General features: G+C 43.7%; 16 protein-coding genes. 5 read left to right on the plus strand and 11 right to left on the minus strand.

Annotation, left to right across the window (positions count from 1 at the left end):
• The first annotated feature begins 170 nt into the window (after positions 1-170).
• Entirely contained in the window at positions 171-890 is a 720-nt protein-coding gene (locus H70737_RS27940; protein WP_042192563.1) for a 3-ketoacyl-ACP reductase, read from the plus strand.
• Between the two features lie 754 nt (positions 891-1,644).
• On the plus strand, positions 1,645-1,962 hold the full coding sequence (locus tag H70737_RS27945) for an antibiotic biosynthesis monooxygenase (protein ID WP_042192566.1): 318 nt from the start codon (positions 1,645-1,647) through the stop codon (positions 1,960-1,962).
• Between the two features lie 90 nt (positions 1,963-2,052).
• Here the strand turns inward: H70737_RS27945 and H70737_RS27950 are convergent, their stop codons facing one another.
• The 8 genes from H70737_RS27950 to cidR all read right to left on the minus strand — a co-directional run bounded on the left by H70737_RS27950 (position 2,053) and on the right by cidR (position 11,810).
• On the minus strand, positions 2,053-4,281 hold the full coding sequence (locus tag H70737_RS27950; protein WP_042192569.1) for an MMPL family transporter: 2,229 nt from the start codon (positions 4,279-4,281) through the stop codon (positions 2,053-2,055).
• Between the two features lie 211 nt (positions 4,282-4,492).
• The gene (locus H70737_RS27955) at positions 4,493-6,382 is read right to left on the minus strand and encodes an ABC transporter ATP-binding protein (protein WP_042192571.1); all 1,890 of its coding nucleotides are present in this window, start codon (positions 6,380-6,382) and stop codon (positions 4,493-4,495) included.
• On the minus strand, positions 6,379-8,139 hold the full coding sequence (locus H70737_RS27960; RefSeq protein ID WP_042192573.1) for an ABC transporter ATP-binding protein: 1,761 nt from the start codon (positions 8,137-8,139) through the stop codon (positions 6,379-6,381). Before H70737_RS27960 ends, H70737_RS27955 begins: the two co-directional genes overlap by 4 nt.
• On the minus strand, positions 8,132-8,578 hold the full coding sequence (locus H70737_RS27965) for a MarR family winged helix-turn-helix transcriptional regulator (protein WP_042192575.1): 447 nt from the start codon (positions 8,576-8,578) through the stop codon (positions 8,132-8,134). The genes H70737_RS27960 and H70737_RS27965 overlap by 8 nt, the downstream gene beginning before the upstream one ends.
• Before the next feature lie 279 nt (positions 8,579-8,857).
• Entirely contained in the window at positions 8,858-8,980 is a 123-nt protein-coding gene (locus H70737_RS31550) for a hypothetical protein (RefSeq protein WP_262495583.1), read from the minus strand.
• Positions 8,934-10,334, minus strand: coding sequence for a hypothetical protein (locus H70737_RS27970; protein WP_042192578.1), 1,401 nt, complete (start codon positions 10,332-10,334; stop codon positions 8,934-8,936). The genes H70737_RS31550 and H70737_RS27970 overlap by 47 nt, the downstream gene beginning before the upstream one ends.
• Before the next feature lie 195 nt (positions 10,335-10,529).
• Positions 10,530-10,769: an aspartyl-phosphate phosphatase Spo0E family protein gene (locus H70737_RS27975; RefSeq protein ID WP_042192581.1), complete on the minus strand. Its 240-nt coding sequence runs from the start codon at positions 10,767-10,769 to the stop codon at positions 10,530-10,532.
• A 147-nt stretch (positions 10,770-10,916) separates the two neighbouring features.
• Positions 10,917-11,810 (minus strand): cidABC operon transcriptional activator CidR, encoded by an 894-nt coding sequence (cidR, locus tag H70737_RS27980; RefSeq protein WP_042192583.1) that lies wholly within the window; start codon positions 11,808-11,810, stop codon positions 10,917-10,919.
• Between the two features lie 112 nt (positions 11,811-11,922).
• On the opposite strand from cidR, the gene H70737_RS27985 reads away from it, so the two are divergent.
• Both H70737_RS27985 and H70737_RS27990 read left to right on the plus strand, forming a co-directional pair.
• Positions 11,923-12,297, plus strand: coding sequence for a CidA/LrgA family protein (locus tag H70737_RS27985; protein ID WP_042192585.1), 375 nt, complete (start codon positions 11,923-11,925; stop codon positions 12,295-12,297).
• Positions 12,291-12,974 carry a CidB/LrgB family autolysis modulator gene (locus H70737_RS27990; protein WP_042192587.1) on the plus strand — a complete coding sequence of 228 codons (684 nt, stop codon included), beginning with the start codon at positions 12,291-12,293 and terminating at the stop codon, positions 12,972-12,974. Before H70737_RS27985 ends, H70737_RS27990 begins: the two co-directional genes overlap by 7 nt.
• A 76-nt stretch (positions 12,975-13,050) precedes the next feature.
• Here the strand turns inward: H70737_RS27990 and H70737_RS27995 are convergent, their stop codons facing one another.
• Positions 13,051-14,019: a Gfo/Idh/MocA family protein gene (locus tag H70737_RS27995; protein ID WP_042192589.1), complete on the minus strand. Its 969-nt coding sequence runs from the start codon at positions 14,017-14,019 to the stop codon at positions 13,051-13,053.
• A 53-nt stretch (positions 14,020-14,072) separates the two neighbouring features.
• The gene (locus H70737_RS28000; RefSeq protein WP_042192591.1) at positions 14,073-16,379 is read right to left on the minus strand and encodes a helicase C-terminal domain-containing protein; all 2,307 of its coding nucleotides are present in this window, start codon (positions 16,377-16,379) and stop codon (positions 14,073-14,075) included.
• Between the two features lie 283 nt (positions 16,380-16,662).
• Between H70737_RS28000 and H70737_RS28005 the strand changes: the two genes are divergently transcribed.
• Positions 16,663-18,522 carry an LTA synthase family protein gene (locus H70737_RS28005; RefSeq protein ID WP_042192594.1) on the plus strand — a complete coding sequence of 620 codons (1,860 nt, stop codon included), beginning with the start codon at positions 16,663-16,665 and terminating at the stop codon, positions 18,520-18,522.
• An 88-nt stretch (positions 18,523-18,610) separates the two neighbouring features.
• Here H70737_RS28005 and H70737_RS28010 read toward each other — a convergent pair whose 3' ends face one another.
• Positions 18,611-19,042 (minus strand): MarR family winged helix-turn-helix transcriptional regulator, encoded by a 432-nt coding sequence (locus H70737_RS28010; protein ID WP_052404451.1) that lies wholly within the window; start codon positions 19,040-19,042, stop codon positions 18,611-18,613.
• Positions 19,043-19,103: the final 61 nt, after the last annotated feature.

Here is a 19,103-nt window from a genome sequence, read left to right on the forward strand (position 1 = left end):
ATTTCATTCGAGGAAACAAATGATGGATTCATGGAAAATAACATCGCTATACATGGAAGTTTTCAAATCGTTTTCCTTCGGCGATTGTGAATGCCCTATAGCATTCAGGTATAATAGGACATGAACGAAGCATTAGCTTCAAAAATGTTTAAAGGAGCGTGACGTTAGAGATGGATTTGAGAGGAAAGAGTGTTGTGATTACTGGTGCAGGCAAAGGGATCGGCAAAGCCTTAGCCATGGCACTAGCTAAGGAAGGTGCTAATTTGGGCCTGATCTCCAGAACTTCAGGCGATCTCGAAGCGTTAAAATCAGCCTTAATGGAAGTATACGACGTGAAAGTCAGCGTCGCCGTAGCAGATATTGCTGTACGCGAAGAAGCTGAACGTGCGGTTGCTTACCTGCAAAACGAGCTAGGAACATTTGACGCATTAATCAACAATGCCGGAATTGCAAAATTCGGCACTTTAGTAGAAATGGACCCTGCCGATTGGGAAAGTCATATCCAAGTCAATCTTTACGGTACGTATTATGTAACTCGCGCCGCACTGCCAGCTATGATTGAGAAAAATGGTGGAAATATCATCAATATCTCTTCTACCGCTGGAGAACGCGGTTTCGCGACAGGCTCGGCTTACTGCGCATCCAAGTTCGCACTGATGGGCATGACCGAAGCTCTCGCACAAGAGGTACGTAAGCACAACATCCGCGTCGTAGCCTTGACTCCAAGCACTGTTAACACCGGATTAGCTTCAAACGCTGGACTTAAGATCGGTGACGAAGACCGCATGATGCAGCCTGAGGATGTAGCTGAATTGGCTTTAACAGCCTTGAAGCTGCCGGATCGTGTCTTCCTAAAAACAGCTGGACTCTGGACCACTAATCCGCAATAAAAGGGAGCAGCTGGTTCTACGCCATGCTCTGATTGCACTTGTTCAGGAGAATGCGGCTGGATGTAGGAGGAAGAAGCTTGGATTGTTTTATTGCAATTTGTGATCGATAATCCCTCAGGCTCTAACTCCTCTCGATGCTCTGATTGCACTTTGTGCAATAGAATGTCTCTGGTGGCGGCTAAAACTTGGTTTGATTGCACTTTGTGCAATCAAACTGGGGAAAAACACTACTTTAGGCGATTTAACCTTAATTCAATTGTACAGAGTGCAACAGAATACCTTTTGTAGACTAGTTCCTAGCTATTCTGTTGCACATTTTGCAATCAAACTTCACTTTCATCACCAGAGTAGGCAACTGGGGTTTAGGTACTTATTTAATTGTTAGTAATAATAATATTGTGGTGCTTATATTCTTCTTATAGTTGTGATTGGTACTTATAGTTACGATAAGTAATTGTAGTTAAGGGCCGTTACATCGAGCTCTAGTCACTACTAGGCGTTCGAGTAGCAATAGTTGCACTTTGTACATCTATTCAGCGTAATTAGAAGATCCTTCACACTTTAATTGCACTCTGTGCAACTAAAAGCAGGCAATTTTCAACCATTCGCCAAATTCATGGAATTTAGTTGCAGAGAATACACTTATCGCTTCGTTTTTAACGAAACAGAACTTTTAAGTGTATAAAGTGCAATTATATATTCAACCTATTGTTTATGTATGGATATCACACTACTGAACGGAGGTTTACCTAATATGCTAGTAGTAACTAATACTATTAAGGTTAAAGAAGGTCATGGTGAAGCCATTGCTCAACGTTTCGGAGGAAATAATGGTGTACAGGATATGCCAGGATTCGTCCGTATGGAGGTGTGGCAAGGAAGTGCCAAAGAAGGTGTTGAGGAATTAAAGATCTGTACCATGTGGGAGAATGAGGAGGCATTTAAAGGCTGGACCTCCAGTGAATCCTTCCGTCAATCACACCGCGGTGCTGGTGGGAATGAAGCCATTCTTGGTGCTTCGATCGACAAATATAAGCTGATGATCAGCCGAACACCCGGCACCAGCAATTAAGCATTGGGTTTCGACCATGACAATAACAACAGGGATGCCCTAAGCCAATATGGCTTTGAGACATCCCTGTTTATTTTTACAGTGTGTCGCTTATTGCTCATTACTACGAGGCAGAGCTTGCTCCACCTCTTGATGTTTCCCCGGCCAGAATGCCCATCGACCAAAAAGTGTCGTAATAGCGGGCACAAGGAACGGACGTACTACGAAGGTATCAAGTAGAATACCTAGAGCGGTGATGATACCAAATTGCACAAGCACCTGAATCGGTAAGCTAGCTAATACAGCAAAAGTACCTGCCAGAATGAGGCCCGCAGAGGTAATTACCGAGCTGGTCTCATTCACGCCTTCCGCGATGGCCTGCTTAAGCGGCATGCTCTTACGCTTTTTCCAAATATTAGAGATCATAAAGATGTTGTAATCTTCTCCAAGTGCCACCAGGAATACAAAGGAATAGAGCGGGATCGCTCCCTGAATGGCATCTGCGCCCATCACATAATGAATGATAATCCAGCCTAAGCCAAGTGCAGAGAAGAAGGAGAGAATGACCGTTCCGACCAAATAAATAGTCGCCACTATCGAACGCAGATATATCAACAACAGCAAAGTGATCAACCCGATAACAACAGGGATAATCAGATCGGTGTCACGATCTCCGATTTTTTTGGTATCATACTGCGTTGCTGTCTGACCACTTACCCACACATGATCTGAAGGATTCTCTACCCCTACATCAATCAGCGCTTGCTCTGCTGTTGCTAGAAGGGCTGGAATATGCCCCATCGCTTCAAGTGAATAAGGATTGTTCTTAAATTCGATATCATAACCCAGAATATCCTTATTCACAGCGCCCTGCTGCGGATCGGAAACCGTGTCCACATACGTGAGCCCTCCGAGAATGACTTTAAGATCCTCTCCACTCGCTTGCCCCTTAGTATCAATAATCAGTTTAGCGGGTGCTAGTTCTCCCGGAGAAAACTGCTTACCGATGAGGTCGAACCCTTCGCGGGACTCCATATTTTTAGGAAAAGAAGAGAGGATATCATACGTAAACTTGATTCCACTAGAGAATGAAGCCAGAATCCCCAGTCCGATGACAGTCACTCCTACGATAGCCCAAGGCCTGGAAACTACAAATCCGCCAATCCCTTTTTTATGGGAGACTTTGGGTTCTGGAGCTGGTTTTCCTTTAGCCTTAGCCCGTTCAACCTCCATTTGCGGCGTGCGCGGAATGAATGGGAAGAACGAGGTCCGTCCGAAGATTGCCAAAAGTGCAGGTACAAGCGTTAAGCTAGCAATTCCCATAATGAAAATCGACACACTGAACGGTATTGCAAAACGATGATAAGCTCCATACTTAGCCAGCAATAACGCAAACAGCGCGAGCACGACGGTGAAGCCACTCATAGCGATGGCGCCTGAAGATTCGGTAATGGAGCGAAGAAGCGCACGACTCTTACTCTCTTCTACCTTCAACAACTGCCGGAACCGTGAGATCAGGAACAAACAATAGTCCGTACCCGCACCGAACAACAGAACTGTCATGATGGATACTGCCTGTGAATCCACGGTGATCCAGCCTTCTTGCGCCATTTTCCCAAGAATCGGACTAGTTACACCATAAGCGAATCCAACTGCAATAAGTGGAATAAACGCCAAGATCGGCGAACGATAAATCACTAATAAGAACACCAGCACAAGCATGACCGTAGCAATTAACAAGGAGACGTCAGCGTTCTGAAACAGGCCTGAAGCATCTATAGAGATGCCCACTGGACCCGTAACACGTAAACTCAGGTCTTTTCCATCTACCTTAGCCGCGGAGGGGTCTCCACCCGTCTCTGTGTTTATGATCTTCTTCATTTCTGTCACAGCTTCACCGAGCTGATCACTATCTGCCGTTTTATCAAAAAGCACCGGGGTTACCAGTGTACTAAGATCCTCAGATAATGAGGCTTGCAGTGCCTGCGTCGGCAGCTTCCCTAGTGGGGGAACAAAGTTCTGATGGGGTAACGGTTGCTGCTCCAACTTGTTGTATACAGCAGTGATATGTACTAAATCGTCTTGTGAAAGCCCACCTTCTCTATGCCATACGAGCAATGCAGGTACTCCGCTTCCACTTGGAAACTCTTGTTCTGCAATTGCTGTTGCCTGTATTGATTGTGCATCATCTGGGAGATTGGGCGCATTATTAGCAACTTGAGAATTCACTGCAGGCCATAATAGGGTAAGTGCACCTACTAGCACTATCCATACGAGAAGAGTAATCCATTTCGTCTTTTTTCCTGCCACCCATTTACCGTAGCCTGACATTCCCTTCATCCTCTCCTTTACCTTCCCGCCTTAAAAATGAGCCGCGGGTCATTTTTAATTCTATCATATATATGCTTTAATTTTTAATCAAACTTTTTTTATTTTTCTGAAAAATCAAAACACCTCATCACATATAAAATACCCCTCTCTTCACATATAAAATCAGCAACATGTGAACAGAGGGGTTTATGGTTTGCTATACTTTTTCTTTCACTTCAACTTAGCCTGCGTCCAAATCTCCTTCGGAGAACTGACTGTTGTAAAGATCAGCATAGAATCCGCCTTGTGCAAGCAGTTCCTCGTGATTGCCCTTCTCGATTACACTACCTTGATTCATAACAAGGATAAGGTCGGCATCTCGAATCGTCGAAAGACGGTGAGCAATTACGAAGCTGGTTCTGTTTTGCATCAATGCTTTCATTGCTTTTTGAATCAACAATTCTGTCCGTGTATCGACACTGCTTGTTGCTTCATCAAGAATGAGGATCGATGGATCAGCCAGAATCGCACGCGCAATCGTAATCAGCTGCTTCTGTCCTTGAGAGATATTAGAAGCCTCTTCATTTAACACCGTATCATAACCAAGCGGAAGTGTGCGGATAAAGTGATCGGCATGAGCAGCCTTGGCAGCACGTACCACATCAGCTTCTGAGGCACCTTCACGTCCATAAGCAATGTTATCGCGGATTGTACCATTGAACAGCCAAGTATCCTGAAGCACCATACCAAATTTGCTGCGCAGGTCACTCCGTCTCATGTTGGTAATATTGACGCCATCAATGATAATTTCCCCATCATTAAGCTCGTAGAAGCGCATCAACAGGTTAATCAGAGTGGTTTTACCAGCACCAGTAGGACCGACAATCGCTATGGTCTGACCTGGACTAACCTCAATATTCATGTCCTCAATCAGAATCGCATCTTCTTTATATCCGAACTTCACATGACGGAACTCAACGGAACCTTCCGGAGTACCTTCATCAAGCTTCGCAAGCGTAGTATTAACTTCCTTAACTTCCTCTTCTTCATCCAGAAGTTCAAATACCCGTTCTGCGGAAGCAATAGTGGATTGAATAATATTAGCAATGTTAGCCGTTTGTGCAATCGGCTGGGTGAACTGACGGGAATACTGAATAAAAGCTTGAATATCCCCGACATCGATCATTTTTTTAGTAACAAAGATACCGCCGACTACACAAATCATTACATAACCCAAGTTACCGATAAACATCATGAGCGGCATAATCATACCGGACATGAATTGGGCACGCCAGCCAGAGTCGTAAAGCTTATCGTTAATTTCATCGAAATCCTTAAGGGACTGCGGTTCACGACCAAAAGCTTTAATAATCCGGTGACCTGTATACATTTCTTCTACATGACCGTTCAACTGACCGAGTGACTTCTGCTGTCCGACAAAATAAGTCTGTGAGCGCTTGGAGATAGCCATAATCACAACGAAGCTGAGTGGCAATGTAACAATTGTAATCAACGTCAGCCATGGGCTGATGGTTAGCATCATTACGATGACACCGATAATGGTGACAATAGAAGTAATCAATTGAGTTAAGCTCTGCTGCAGTGTAGTACTGATGTTATCCACATCATTCGTAGCACGGCTTAGAATTTCCCCATGGGTACGGGAATCAAAATATTTCAAAGGCAAACGTTCCAGCTTGCTGTTGATCTGCTCACGCATGTCGTAGACGACCTTCTGAGCTACGCCAGCCATTACGTACTGCTGAATATAGCTAAATAGAGCACTAAGCAAATACAGACCCGCAAGTATGATCAGGATATCATTAATGTATCCAAAATCAATGGAAGCTCCCTCAACACCCATTAATTTACCGTAAGCACCTTCGAATAGCTTAGTTGTTGCTTTACCCATAACCTTAGGACTGAAGATACTGAATACAGTACTGGCAATTGCCATTACTAGAACGATAATCAATTGAACCATACGAGGTCTTAAATACTTAATCAGACGACGAAGTGTACCCTTGAAGTCTTTAGCCTTTTCTGCAGGCATCCGCATGCCAGGGCCGCCACCAGGTCCAGGACCTTTATGGGCGCGCGGAGCAGCAGGTTTATTGTTTTGTTCGCTCATGCTATTTCCTCCTCTGACAGCTGCGAGGATACGATCTCGCGGTACACATCACTGCTCGCGAGCAGTTCACGGTGAGTGCCCATTCCGGCGATTTCACCCTCATCAATAACAATAATCCGGTCGGCATCCATAACGGTACTAACCCGTTGAGCTACGATTAGAACAGTGGATTCCGTGGTTTCATCTTTGAGTGCCGCACGAAGCTTAGCATCTGTTTTGAAATCAAGTGCAGAGAAGCTGTCGTCGAACAGATAAACTTGAGGTTTTCTCACAAGCGCACGTGCAATGGACAGCCGCTGTTTCTGACCACCAGAGACATTACTGCCGCCTTGAGCAATTTCCGAATCAAATCCATCTTTCATTGCTGACACGAAATCGTAGGCCTGAGCTACCTTGGCTGCATGAATGATTTCTTCATCGGTAGCATCCTCTTTACCGTAGCGAATGTTTTCGTTAATCGTACCTGAGAACAATACCGCTTTTTGAGGGATGTAACCAATTTTGCTCCGTAACTCTTCCTGAGTCATCTCACGCACATCTACTCCGTTAACACGTACAGCACCTTCGTTAACATCATAGAACCTTGGAATCAAGCTAAGCAGCGTAGATTTACCTGAACCAGTACCCCCGATAATCGCAGTAACTTCACCTGGGCGAGCACTGAAGCTAATTTTCGAAAGTGCAGGTTGTTCCGCGCCAGGATAAGAAAAGGAGACATTATCGAATTCAACAAAACCACGCATATGATCACGGCCGTCTTTTTTAGTTGCTTGAGCCGTTGTTTGTAATTCACTCTCTGATGGATCTGTGAATTCCGGCCGCATATCAAGCACTTCATTGATACGCAAGGCTGAAGCTGAAGCACGAGGAATCAGCACGAACATCATCGACACCATAATCAGGGAGAACATGATTTGCATCGCATATTGAATAAATGCCATCAGTGAGCCGACTTGCAAATCGCCATCGCCAATTCGAATCCCACCAAAGTAAAGAATTGCGATCATGGAAAAGTTCATAACAATCATCATAAGCGGCATCAAACCGGCCATGATTTTATTTACTTTGATCGCCGTATCTGTCAGATCACGGTTAGCCTCGGAGAAGCGTTTATTCTCATGATCAATCCGATTAAATGAACGGATAACACGGATACCCGTCAAATGTTCACGTAGAACCAGATTTAATTTATCCAGCTTGATCTGTATCGCTTTAAACAGTGGTAATCCCTTCATCCCGATAAAGAAAATTGCGCCAACGAGTACCGGAATAACTACTACAAAGATCAATGATAATTTCGCATCTTCAGATACCGCCATGATGATACCACCAATCATCATCATGGGTGCACCGATCATCATACGCAGCATCATAGTAAGTACAGTCTGTACCTGCGTAATATCATTCGTTGTACGGGTAATTAAAGATGCGGTACCGAGCTTATCGAATTCATGCAGCGTGAAATTCTCTACGTGGTTAAACACACGAGCACGGGTAAGTTTACCGAACCCTGCTGCCACTTTTGCTGATAAATAGCTGGCAATGACTGAACATAAGGCCCCGCCCCCTGCAACTAAAAGCATGAAGCTACCTATTTTCCAAATATAAGTACGATCTCCCTGAACAATACCCTTATCGACGATGTCGGACATCAGCGTAGGGAGGTATAAGTCGCCCATGGACTGCAAGAACACAAGAATTAATACAGCACCAATAGCTACTCGAAATGGCTTCAGTTGTTTAAATAATTTAATCAAGCTTCTCATCTCCGTTCATTTGTAGCCTATCCCAATTAGGTGGTGGATTATCCTCAACGAATGCATGTACTTTCAGCAACAGTTCTGTGAGCTGCTTAGTCTCTTTTTCACCTAAGTAACGAACGAGCTCATCAAACATTGCGTCTCTATATTGCTCTGCTCTTCGTGTGAGTTTTTTTCCACTCTCCGTCAATTTCACGCGTACGACTCTTCGGTCCGAAGGATCTGCGTGTCTTTCCACCATCTGTTTCGCCTCAAGACTATTAATCAACTGCGTAATAGTTGGAGGTGTGAATCCGAGAAGTCGGCTGATTTCAGATATCTTTAGACCCTCATCATCAGAATGATTCCATTTTTCAATGCATATCATTAAAGTCATCTCACTCGGCTTATGGCCTTCAACACCCTTTTGCCATTGGCCTTTATGCAGCCGTTTCATCGCCGCAAAAAGCTCGTGTGCGACTGAATTTTCAGTATTTTCTGTATTTCCTCCGTTTATCCCAATTTCTTTCACCTCTAATTTAGTTAGGTCAGCTAATTATTAAACACTGTATTATTTAGGCTACCTAATTATATTTTCGGTGCAACGCTTTGTCAAATTTTGAATACGGTATCAATTATTACGAAAAAGAAAACTCCCCAGCACAATGGCAAGGGAGTCCAATTTCGTATATGTATTACTCTGTATTATAAAAATACTGAATAGATTTCTGTATTCTTAGAACCAAGCTCCATGCTCGTACGTTGTAATGCCTCCATTGCTTCCAGAGCCTACAGGTCCGATAATGATGAAGCTAAACAATGCTAACACGCTTACCATCATCAATAGTGATTTTTTCATTTTTTCTCACCCCCTTTACTAATTCTCTATATTTCTCCTGTTGAGCAGTATTAGCATAATCTCTACTCATTTCAAATAAAGTTATACAATTAATAAAGTCTTTTCCATTATTCTGCTTAATAGATAACTCGAGAGATTTCACAAGATAATCCACGCCTGTAACATAACGTTTCCTATTTATTTGATAGATCGCTACTTGATAGTACAAACGGAATACACGGTCCACGTTATTCGGCTCCTGAAACCCTTCAAATCTCAACATTTCTCGTGAGAATCGTGTAAGTATATTATCAGCAGAGAACCCATATCGATTAGCCGCATCCATAATGGTAATAAGTCCTGCCAAGATTTCGCCCGGGTGATCTGCCAAAAAATCCGTATAGTTAGGCAAGACATCCACATTGCCCATCAACATCTCTATCGTGAATCCATTACCAATTGCGAATAACCGGAATTGCTCTACAGCCTGACGACCTTCTTCGTTAATCATTTCAAACCAGCTAAGGTCTGCATAGCCTGCAGTATACTTCTTAGCTTCCTCATATTTACCCTGCTTGGTAAGTGAGATTGCTTTAAGTAGATATCCATGTCCATAATAAACAACAAGCGGACGTTCAGTATGAAGAACTTCCTTTCTTCTATCCTGACTTTTTCGTAATTGGTCACGATAAACAGCATTGGCCAACGTTCTTAGTTCATCAGCGAACGACTCCATTTTAATCCATCGACGAAGATCAAAGCTCAACTGCGTTAGAGTAAGTAGACCATCTAACTGCATATTTTCTGGCAGTCGATTCCTGAAAGGTTCAAATGTAATAACTGCATGCAACTTCTCATCTGAATCGACAATTGATAAGATTGCTCTAAAAATACGATAATGACTGATAGCCAATCTCTCTGAGTAACTGTCGGACTCATTCTCTGCTACAATTTTATAGAAAAACATGGATTCATCTATTTTACCTTTATTAAACAATTTTTCAGCTATCGAATAAACGATATCTAGCGATTTAGGATATTCCAATAACTTGCTTAATGTTTCATCAATACATTGCTGCTTGCCTAGTTCAGCGCAACGTATTAAAAAAGGCTCCACCCTGCGGCGTGAGACCTTCTCCTCATTAAAGCATTCATCAATATATAAAGGATACAACCAACCGTCAGGAAATCCAAAGGCTTTAATGATTGCATCTATTTGTCCCAGGGACATAGGCTTCGGCGGATTCCCGTGCAAAATTGCACTGAGACTTCCACGATTCAGGCCACATATTTTTGAAAATGAGGCGAGATTATGGCCGGAGCGGGACAGATTTTTCTCAATTTCTGAGCGTATAGTTGTTAACTTTCCCTCCACTCGGCACCCCCAAAGTTTGACTTGAAAAGATCCTATTAATTGACATTATAGGTGAAAGTTATGGATTGTACAACTTATAGATTGTACGACAAAAAGAGGAGCGTATTTCTCTCCTCTTTATCGGTTGGATCTTTGTAATAGTGTAATTCTATGGATGTATCGAGTTTAATTTATTGTAATAGCGGCTTTTGAGCTTCAGCAGTAAGCTGTTGCACTTGCCTTGCGACTGCGCAAGTTCTCCATCATCTTATGTTGTGCCAGCAAAATATAACCGTCCAATCGCTCGCTTAGCTCTAGGACAGCATGGTCACTAAGACTCCGTTGCTCCGCGACTTCCAGCAATTCGCATCTAAGGCTCTCTATAGTCACAAACAGCTCATCTTCTCTGTAGTCTCTTCTATAAGCTTTCTCGGAAGAACCTTGATATAGTGTCACAACTCTCTCCTTCTCTCTATCAACATCTCTTCCTATCATAATCCATGATACCAAAAAACATATTTTCAAAAAAAAAGAAAAATTTGCAGAACATCCACAAAAAATAAAATAGCTATTTATTCGGGTTCTATAGGCTTGTGGGGAAGCTCATTTGGGTACTGTTCTCAATAGTCCCTTTGCAAAAGAAATCCATTCACGTGCTGCAAAAGATAAATAACGGTCTCTACGCCATGCCATAGCGATCTGCCAAGGAATCACCGGATCTGTCAAAGGAATGACTACCAATCGCGAGCGATCCATGTCACGGCAAATGGTTTCCGGCAATAATGCGATCCCCATTCCCGCAGCTACCATCTTGCTGATCAAGTCCCATTGTGAACTCTCATATATAACCTTCGGCTGAAATCCAGCTTTTACACATTCCGTAATAATCCGATCGTGCAGCGTGAAATCCTCCCGGAATAACACGAACTCCTCTTCAGCCAGTTCACTTAGTGGAACTAACTCTGCCTCGGCCAGCCGATGCCCCATAGGCAAAATAAGATTCAACTTCTCTTCAACAAAGGTAAAACAATGAAGTTTGGATGTATCTACAGGCAATACGACCATTCCAATGTCCAGCAGTCCCGTTTCTACATCTTCCTCCACTTTTTTGGCCCCATCCTCATGAAGACGAATCGTAACCTGCGGATAACGTTTATGAAATTGACCAATCACCGATGGAAAAAAGCTCGCTCCTACCATTGGAGGCAGGCCGATGCGGATGTGGCCCTGCTCCAGATTCCGTAAGTTATCCAGTTCGGAAGACAAGCTAGCGAAAGACTCCACGATATTTTGCGCTTTGGTGAACAAAATTTCCCCTGCGTCTGTAAGCCTTACACTCTTCCCTTCACGGTAGAACAAGTCTGCCTCCAGTTCGACCTCCATATTCCGAATCATTTTACTGATCGTGGGCTGTGTTATATATAATGATTCAGCAGCTCTGGTAAAGCTTTTCATTCGTGCCGCTTGAACGAAATATTCTAATTGTCGGATATCCATTTATGTGCCCCCTAATCCATAGACAAAAGGAATGTCATTTATTCGATCTATTCATTTTACCTATGAAAACAATTGATGTAAACTTTCATTATTATGAAAGGAGCGAAGCCTTATGAAAAAGATTGTTATAGGCTTGCTGCAGGTGGCGGGACTTATGTTATTCTCTTTACTTATCAATGCTGTGACCCCATTATTGCATATCCCTATTCCCGGAAGCATACTCGGAATGATTATATTGTTTCTCCTGCTTGAGTTCGGTGTCATTCGTCTGAATTGGGTAGAGGTTGGTGCTTCTTGGCTACTCGCCGAGCTCCTACTGTTCTTCATTCCATCTGCTATAGGTGTAATGAAATACGCTAATATTCTGGAAACGGATGGATTACGCATTCTTGCCGTTGTCGTCTTAGGCACATTTGTTGTGATGGCTAGTTCCGGATTACTTACCAGTAGAATTTATAAAGCGAAGGAGCGGAAAGAATCATGTTAAACGCTCTGCTATTTTTTGGCCTCACGGTCGCGGTGTATTTACTCGCGAAACGTATCTATGCTTCTACCGGTAAAGTCTACACCTCTCCATTAATCATCACACCAGTGATTATGATCATCTTTCTGCTTATAACAGGCATTACTTATGACTCATACAATGCGGGAGGAAAATGGCTGACGGATTTGCTGCAACCAGCAACCATGGCCTTTGCCATCCCTTTGCATAAGAACTTCAAGGTACTCAAAAAGCACGCCGCCGAAATTGCGGCAGGCGTGCTATCAGGGACGATAGTTGCGGTGATCTCTTCCATACTTCTCGCCAAATGGCTGCATGTTAGCGGCGATCTGGCAGCTAGTCTGGTCCCGCGTTCGGTAACTACACCGATCGCTATGAGCATCTCGCAAAGTATCGGCGGTGTACCGAGTATTACGGCAGTCTTCGTCATTATTACCGGGATACTTGGTACAATGATGGGCCCTACTGTACTTCGCATCTTCCGCATTGAGAATGAAATTGCGCGCGGTGTATCGCTGGGAACCGCTGCACATGGTACAGGAACATCCAAAGCCTTCGAGCTTAGTTCACTGACCGGAACCATCTCCAGTATTGCGATGATTCTGTCCGCGCTGTTATCTATAGGTGTGGCGCCAGCTTTGCTCGCGATATTCCTCCACTAGGCTAACCCAGCTTGGGCCAAGGGCATGTCTCTTTAGTACATCTAAAGTAGCATGTCCTTTTTCTATGAACTGAACCTTAGAACTTAACAGGCAATCCGCTTTGCGCTGAATCATAGGCCGCACAGGTGACTTTTAGGGTATTGTATCCATCCTCATAATCGCATAAAATGCGCGAGCGATCCCCCGTCCGTACAGCATGTATGAAGGCTTCACTTTCTACTAAATATGGGTTTCCTGTATTCGCAAATTCGGTGCTATTGCCGCTTCTCACTTCCAAGAGACGATCCGGGTTCCAGTCCAAAAGTCCCCGATCATTATAGAAGCTAAGACCTACACTTCCCACCTCATCAGGTAAAACGCATGTATTTGAAATATTAGCAACAATTCCATTTTCAAGCTTCAGGGATACGGTACCTACATCTGCCACGCTCACACCTTCATGCTGCTCATGCATAATCCGGTTTCCGAACATGCCGTAAACTTCCTTTACTTCTCCGGCTAGATAGCGCACCAAATCAACGATATGTGTAGTCTGCTCTGTGAATTGTCCTCCGGATTGCTTCTGATCACGCCACCAAGCTACGCCTGGCATGCCGCCCATCCATTGCCCCATAATCATACCGACTTTGTCACCACGCAAAGTTTCTTTCAGACGTTTAATGTTCTCCTGATAGCGGAAATGATATCCTACCGAGGTTAACAAATTATGTTCTTTGATATCCTGAAGTAGGCTTGCGGGAATTTCAGTAGTCATACTAAGCGGTTTTTCTATAAAAAAGGGAATATCCCTCTTGATTAATGATCGTTCGATCGCGCCATGAGATTGTGGAGGCACACAAATATAAACAGCATCGAGCTTCTCCGCATCCAGCATCTCCGTAATATCACCATATCCAGCAGCATCGTATGGACGTGCCATATCTTCGCCTTTAGCCTTACTGCTTCCGCAGACCGCTTGCAAACGGACATTATCCATCTCTGCTAGTAAATCAGCATGTACCTTAGAGAACCAACCCGTACCCACAATACCCACTTTTAATGTCATTCTTTTTCCTCCTGCCGATTGATTATGAATACCTTTTCATAGATTATACCCTCTTATGAGCGGATAAGATAATCTCTCCATTCTTCGGGAAGCAAATGCATGTAAGGACTCTGCAAAAAGCGATCATCCGCAAGCACAATAATGCCTGTATCTGTCTCACTTCGAATCAGTCTGCCTCCAGCTTGCAATACCTTGCACATTCCTGGGTAGACATAAGCATAATCAAAGCCATTTTTACCTCTGGCATTAAAATACTGACGCAGTAGATTACGCTCAAGACCAAGCTGTGGTAGGCCAACTCCAACAACCATTACCCCGTTGAGACGGTCTCCTGGCAGATCTACACCTTCCGAAAAGATCCCTCCGAGTACAGCAAATCCTAACAGCGTCTCGTCATTATCTGGACTAAATGCTGCTAAAAAACTTTCTCTAGCCTGCTCACTCATGCCTGTATCCTGTATCAAAGTCCGTACTTCGGGGTAATTCTCCGTAAAGGCCTGATATACGTTTTGTAAATAGAGATATGAAGGAAAAAAAACCAGATAATTGCCCTTCTTTGAAACCATTTGATTCAATGCCTGAGTTAACGGGATGAGGGAAGCTTCCCGGTCATGATAACGTGTGGAGACAGGCAGCACGGTCACTTCCCATTGCTCCTTCTGAAAAGGAGATGAGACCGTTAAACTGTAATCTTCCTCCACCGCACCAATCATATCCCGATAGTACGATAATGGAGAAAGCGTAGCAGAGAACAGAATCTGGCTTCGAAAGCTCTTAGACATTTGTCGGAGTAAATGCGATGGATCCAAATTAAATAACTTCAAGTACACATCGCCGCGCCGAACCTCAGCATAGGTTATGTAGCGTTCATCATAGGTCTTAAAGGTGCGAAGCATCCCTTGAACTGAAAAATAGGTATCCAGAAGAACATTCTCTCCTTCTCCATTCTGAGGAACAATGCTGGCGCTCGGGTGAATAAGTTCCTGTTCCGCCTCCAAAGAAAATATCTCAAGCAAGGCTGGCAACTCCTCCGGGAACGAAGCCCACTGCCCTTGCCCCTCTTCATTACAAATTTTGCGAAGGGAGATAAAAAAAGCATTCACCGATTTAGCTGCAGTACTCAAATTACGGTTTACTTCCTTGTACTGACGCTGGATTTCTAGAAAGGGGGCCTTCAGCAAAGAGGCAGAGAACATCTCTCGTCCCCGGTCTACCAGATTATGTGCTTCATCTACCAGAAGCACCGTTTCTCTCTTTCTCTCCTCTGTTAGCCGTTTCAGGCTGATCCGAGGATCATATATATAATTGTAATCGCAGATCACCGCATCACAGGCATAGGCTGCATCCAGCGAGAACTCAAACGGGCACACTTTATGTTTGTGAGCATACAGTGCTAGGGTGTCTCTGCTCACCAGCGTTTCATGCTCTAACAGATCCATTACCGCATCATTAATCCGATCATAATAGCCTTCCGCATAGGGACAGAAATCCTTACCGCAAATCCCTTCATCATGAAAACAGGTCTTCTCTTTAGCAGTAAGTGTGATGACATGCAGCTGGAGTCCCTGCGTCAGCAGTAGCGAGATTGCTTCCTGTGCGGCAAAACGGGTAACCGTCTTAGCCGTTAAATAGAACAATCCTTTAGCTTGTCCTTCGCCCATTGCTTTAAGGACCGGGAACAGCGTTGACATTGTTTTCCCAATACCTGTGGGCGCCTGAGCGAACAGACTGACCTTTTCTACGATGGATTTGTACACCGCTCCGGCAAAATGCCGTTGTCCCTTTCGATAAGAAGGAAACGGGAATTGTAACTCTCGAAGGCTCTGCTCTTTCTTAGCATCATGACGAACCATCATCTCAGCGTACGGAGCATATCTGGCTACGGTATCATTAGCAAATGAGATCAGTTCATCTAAAGACAACGTTCGGTACAAGCTTTTTTGCTCATCAGTAGCCCGGTGGACATAGGTAAGCTTTACTTGAATAGAAGAAAGCTCCTGCTCCAGCGATACCATATATGCGTACATCAGCGCCTGAGCCCAATGAACATCATGTCCCTCTTCCAGCATATCCAGCAGTCCGGAGGTTGATTTGATTTCTTCGACGATTAGGCTCCCATCCTCCGAAACAAGCAGTCCATCACAGCGCCCATCTACTATATAGAGTAAGCTACCATAAGGGATCTCTGTTTTCAGATAGACCTCCTTGCGGTCGCCTTCCTTATATTGCTTTTGGATTTTCTGATGAATTCGTGTTCCTTCAACCATAGAGGAAGTACCATGAAATCCAGGCTCAATACTACCGCTGCGAAAAACATACTCGACGAGAGTTCTAACGGATAGGGTTACAGTATGATCCAACTATTCTCGCCTCCCTTAATTAGCCATATATCCTTTTTATTCCCAATGTCTATTTCGGTCCTTTAATCGCTGTATAACCCCATGGGATAGCATAAACATTATCTTTCACCTATGCGTCTTTAACTTTACGCACTCCACAAAGCTTATACTTACGCTTTCGGTTTTTGACTTTCTTCTGCTAGCCCTGCATAATAAATTTTATTACTATGGAGTCATTTTGTCTTGGTGCTGTTTCGTCCTGTTTGAGAAATGGCGTTTTATCATGTAGAAAGAGGGGGAAGCTGTGTCATCCTTTAATATTAAACGTTGGATCATTAAACCTTTTGTGTTTTTCACAATACTTTTTATCCTAAAAGCATTTCTGGCTTGGGGCGTCATTTTTGATGATGTGCTGCCTTGGAAATCATTACTGACAGAAATCCCTTTTGCCTGGGCGCTCTTCTGTATTATTGAGAGGTTCGCCTCCAAACGAAAGCTTGGATATTACATGACAGTCAATTTATTAGTAACAGCCATCTTTTTCGCAGCCATTATGTATTTTAAATATTATGGTGTTATTGTAACTTACCATGCCGCGGAACAGGTGAATCAAGTCACAGCCGTCAGCAACAGCGTATTCTCACTGATGGATCCTTACTACCTGTTAATCTTTACAGATATAATTGTCCTAGGAGGCTATTTCTTCTTTAATAAGAAAGGCCGTGTCTATAAAAAAGAGAATATCAACCGTCGTAACGGAAAAATAAAATATAGTGTTCTATTCGCAGTCTCACTTGGTTTATGCTTGTTCAACATTTTGCCTAATAAGGCTAGTATGAACGAAATTAAGAAAGCTCAGGAGATGGGTATTCTTAACTACGAAGCCTATACGATCTTTGCAAAAGAAGAACCAGAGCTTGTGCAATCAAGTGACATTACACAAGATGCCATCAACCAAGTGAAGGGGATTAATACTGCGGTTAGTTCTCCACTTCATGGCACGGCTAAAGGCAAAAATCTTATTATCATTCAATTGGAATCCTTCCAGAACTTCTTGCTGGGTCTTGAGCTAGACGGGCAAGAGATTACACCGAACCTGAACAAGGTAATGAAGGATAGTCTTTACTTCCCTAATTTCTATCAAATGGTAGGCCAAGGGAATACGTCAGATGCAGAATTCGTAGTGAACACATCCGCCTACATCCCTCCGCGTGGTGCGGCAACGATGTCCTATGTAGATAAGGTGCTACCAAGTCTGCCACGCTTGCTTAAAGACAATGGGTATCAGACCGCAACCTTCCACACCAATGTCGTAGAGTTCTGGAACCGTGGTGAGCTGTATGACTCACTGGGCTTCGATCATTATTATGATCGCTCATTCTTTGGTGAAGATGATGTTTTCTTCTTCGGTGCTTCTGATGATACGCTCTATAGTAAAACTGCTGACAAACTGAAAGAAATGAGCAACGAGGGTCAACCCTTCTACGCTCAGATCATTTCGATGTCAGCGCATCATCCATTCACAATTCCTGAGGAAAAATACCGCATGAAGCTACCAGAGCGTTACGAAGGTACTTTTGTGGGTGACTATATCCGTTCCCAGAACTATGCGGATGATGCCTTCGGACATTTCGTAGAAGAGCTTAAAGCGAATGGCGTATGGGATAACAGCGTGATCATGATTTATGGAGACCATATGGGACTGCCTATTTATTCTCTCGATCATGATGATAAGCAATTAATGACTGAAATTTATGGTCATGAATATTCCTATGCGGATATGTTAAACATTCCTCTGCTCATTCATGCAGGAGACAGTACAGCACCACAGACCTTAGAGCAAGTCGGTGGCGAAGTGGATATTATGCCAACTGCTGCTGGTCTTCTTGGAATTTCATTAGAGAATAACCTAGTTTTCGGTCAAGATCTACTCAGTCAGACTTATAATTTACTGCCAGAAAGATATTATTTACCTTCTGGATCTTTCATTTCCAGCTCAGGACTGCTTATTCCGGGTAACAGCTTTGAAGATAATACCCAATACCCTATTTATAATGGAAAAGCACCGGCTGCTACTGAGGATGAATACAACCGAGCATTGAGACTTCTACAGCTTTCCCATAGTTACATTACGCAGCTGCCAGACAAACCAATTAAACCTTAGAACTTATCATTATTATATTTCAAAGAAGGCCACCTTCTCTCCGGAGAAGGTGGCCTTCTTTCTGTATCTATAAGCTAAAGCTAGAGATTTACCGTTCCTGATCCTCGATCATACGGTAGTACTCCGCAAACTTTTGCAGCTCTTCCGGCTTCAGTATAGATAAATGCTCAGCAAGCAGCTGTTTTGAACGGAAATGTCCTTCTTCAAGTATTTGCTGACCTTCCTCGGTGATGGTCACCACAACCGCTCTCCGGTCCGATCCATCCGTCTCACGCTTAATAAAACCCAGCGCTTCCAGGCGATCGAGCATCACGGTAATGGCACTTGATTTGACCTCCATAGACTCCGCCAGTTGTACCACCCGCGACTTTTTCTCTTTCGCTACTATATTTAACAGACCCATCTGAGGTACGGTAAGTCCGAGTTCTTTATGCAAAGTCCTTTGAGACATGATCTTACGCTGTACTCTCCACATGGATAATCCAAGACGCTCTATTAACGGATCTAATTGATGCGGCATCCTTGTTTCAACTCCCAATCCGTTTTTTAATAACACAAGCGTACCACTAGAACTGGTCAGG

The sequence above is a fragment of the Paenibacillus sp. FSL H7-0737 genome, assembly GCF_000758545.1.
In the GTDB taxonomy this organism is placed as follows: domain Bacteria; phylum Bacillota; class Bacilli; order Paenibacillales; family Paenibacillaceae; genus Paenibacillus_AQ.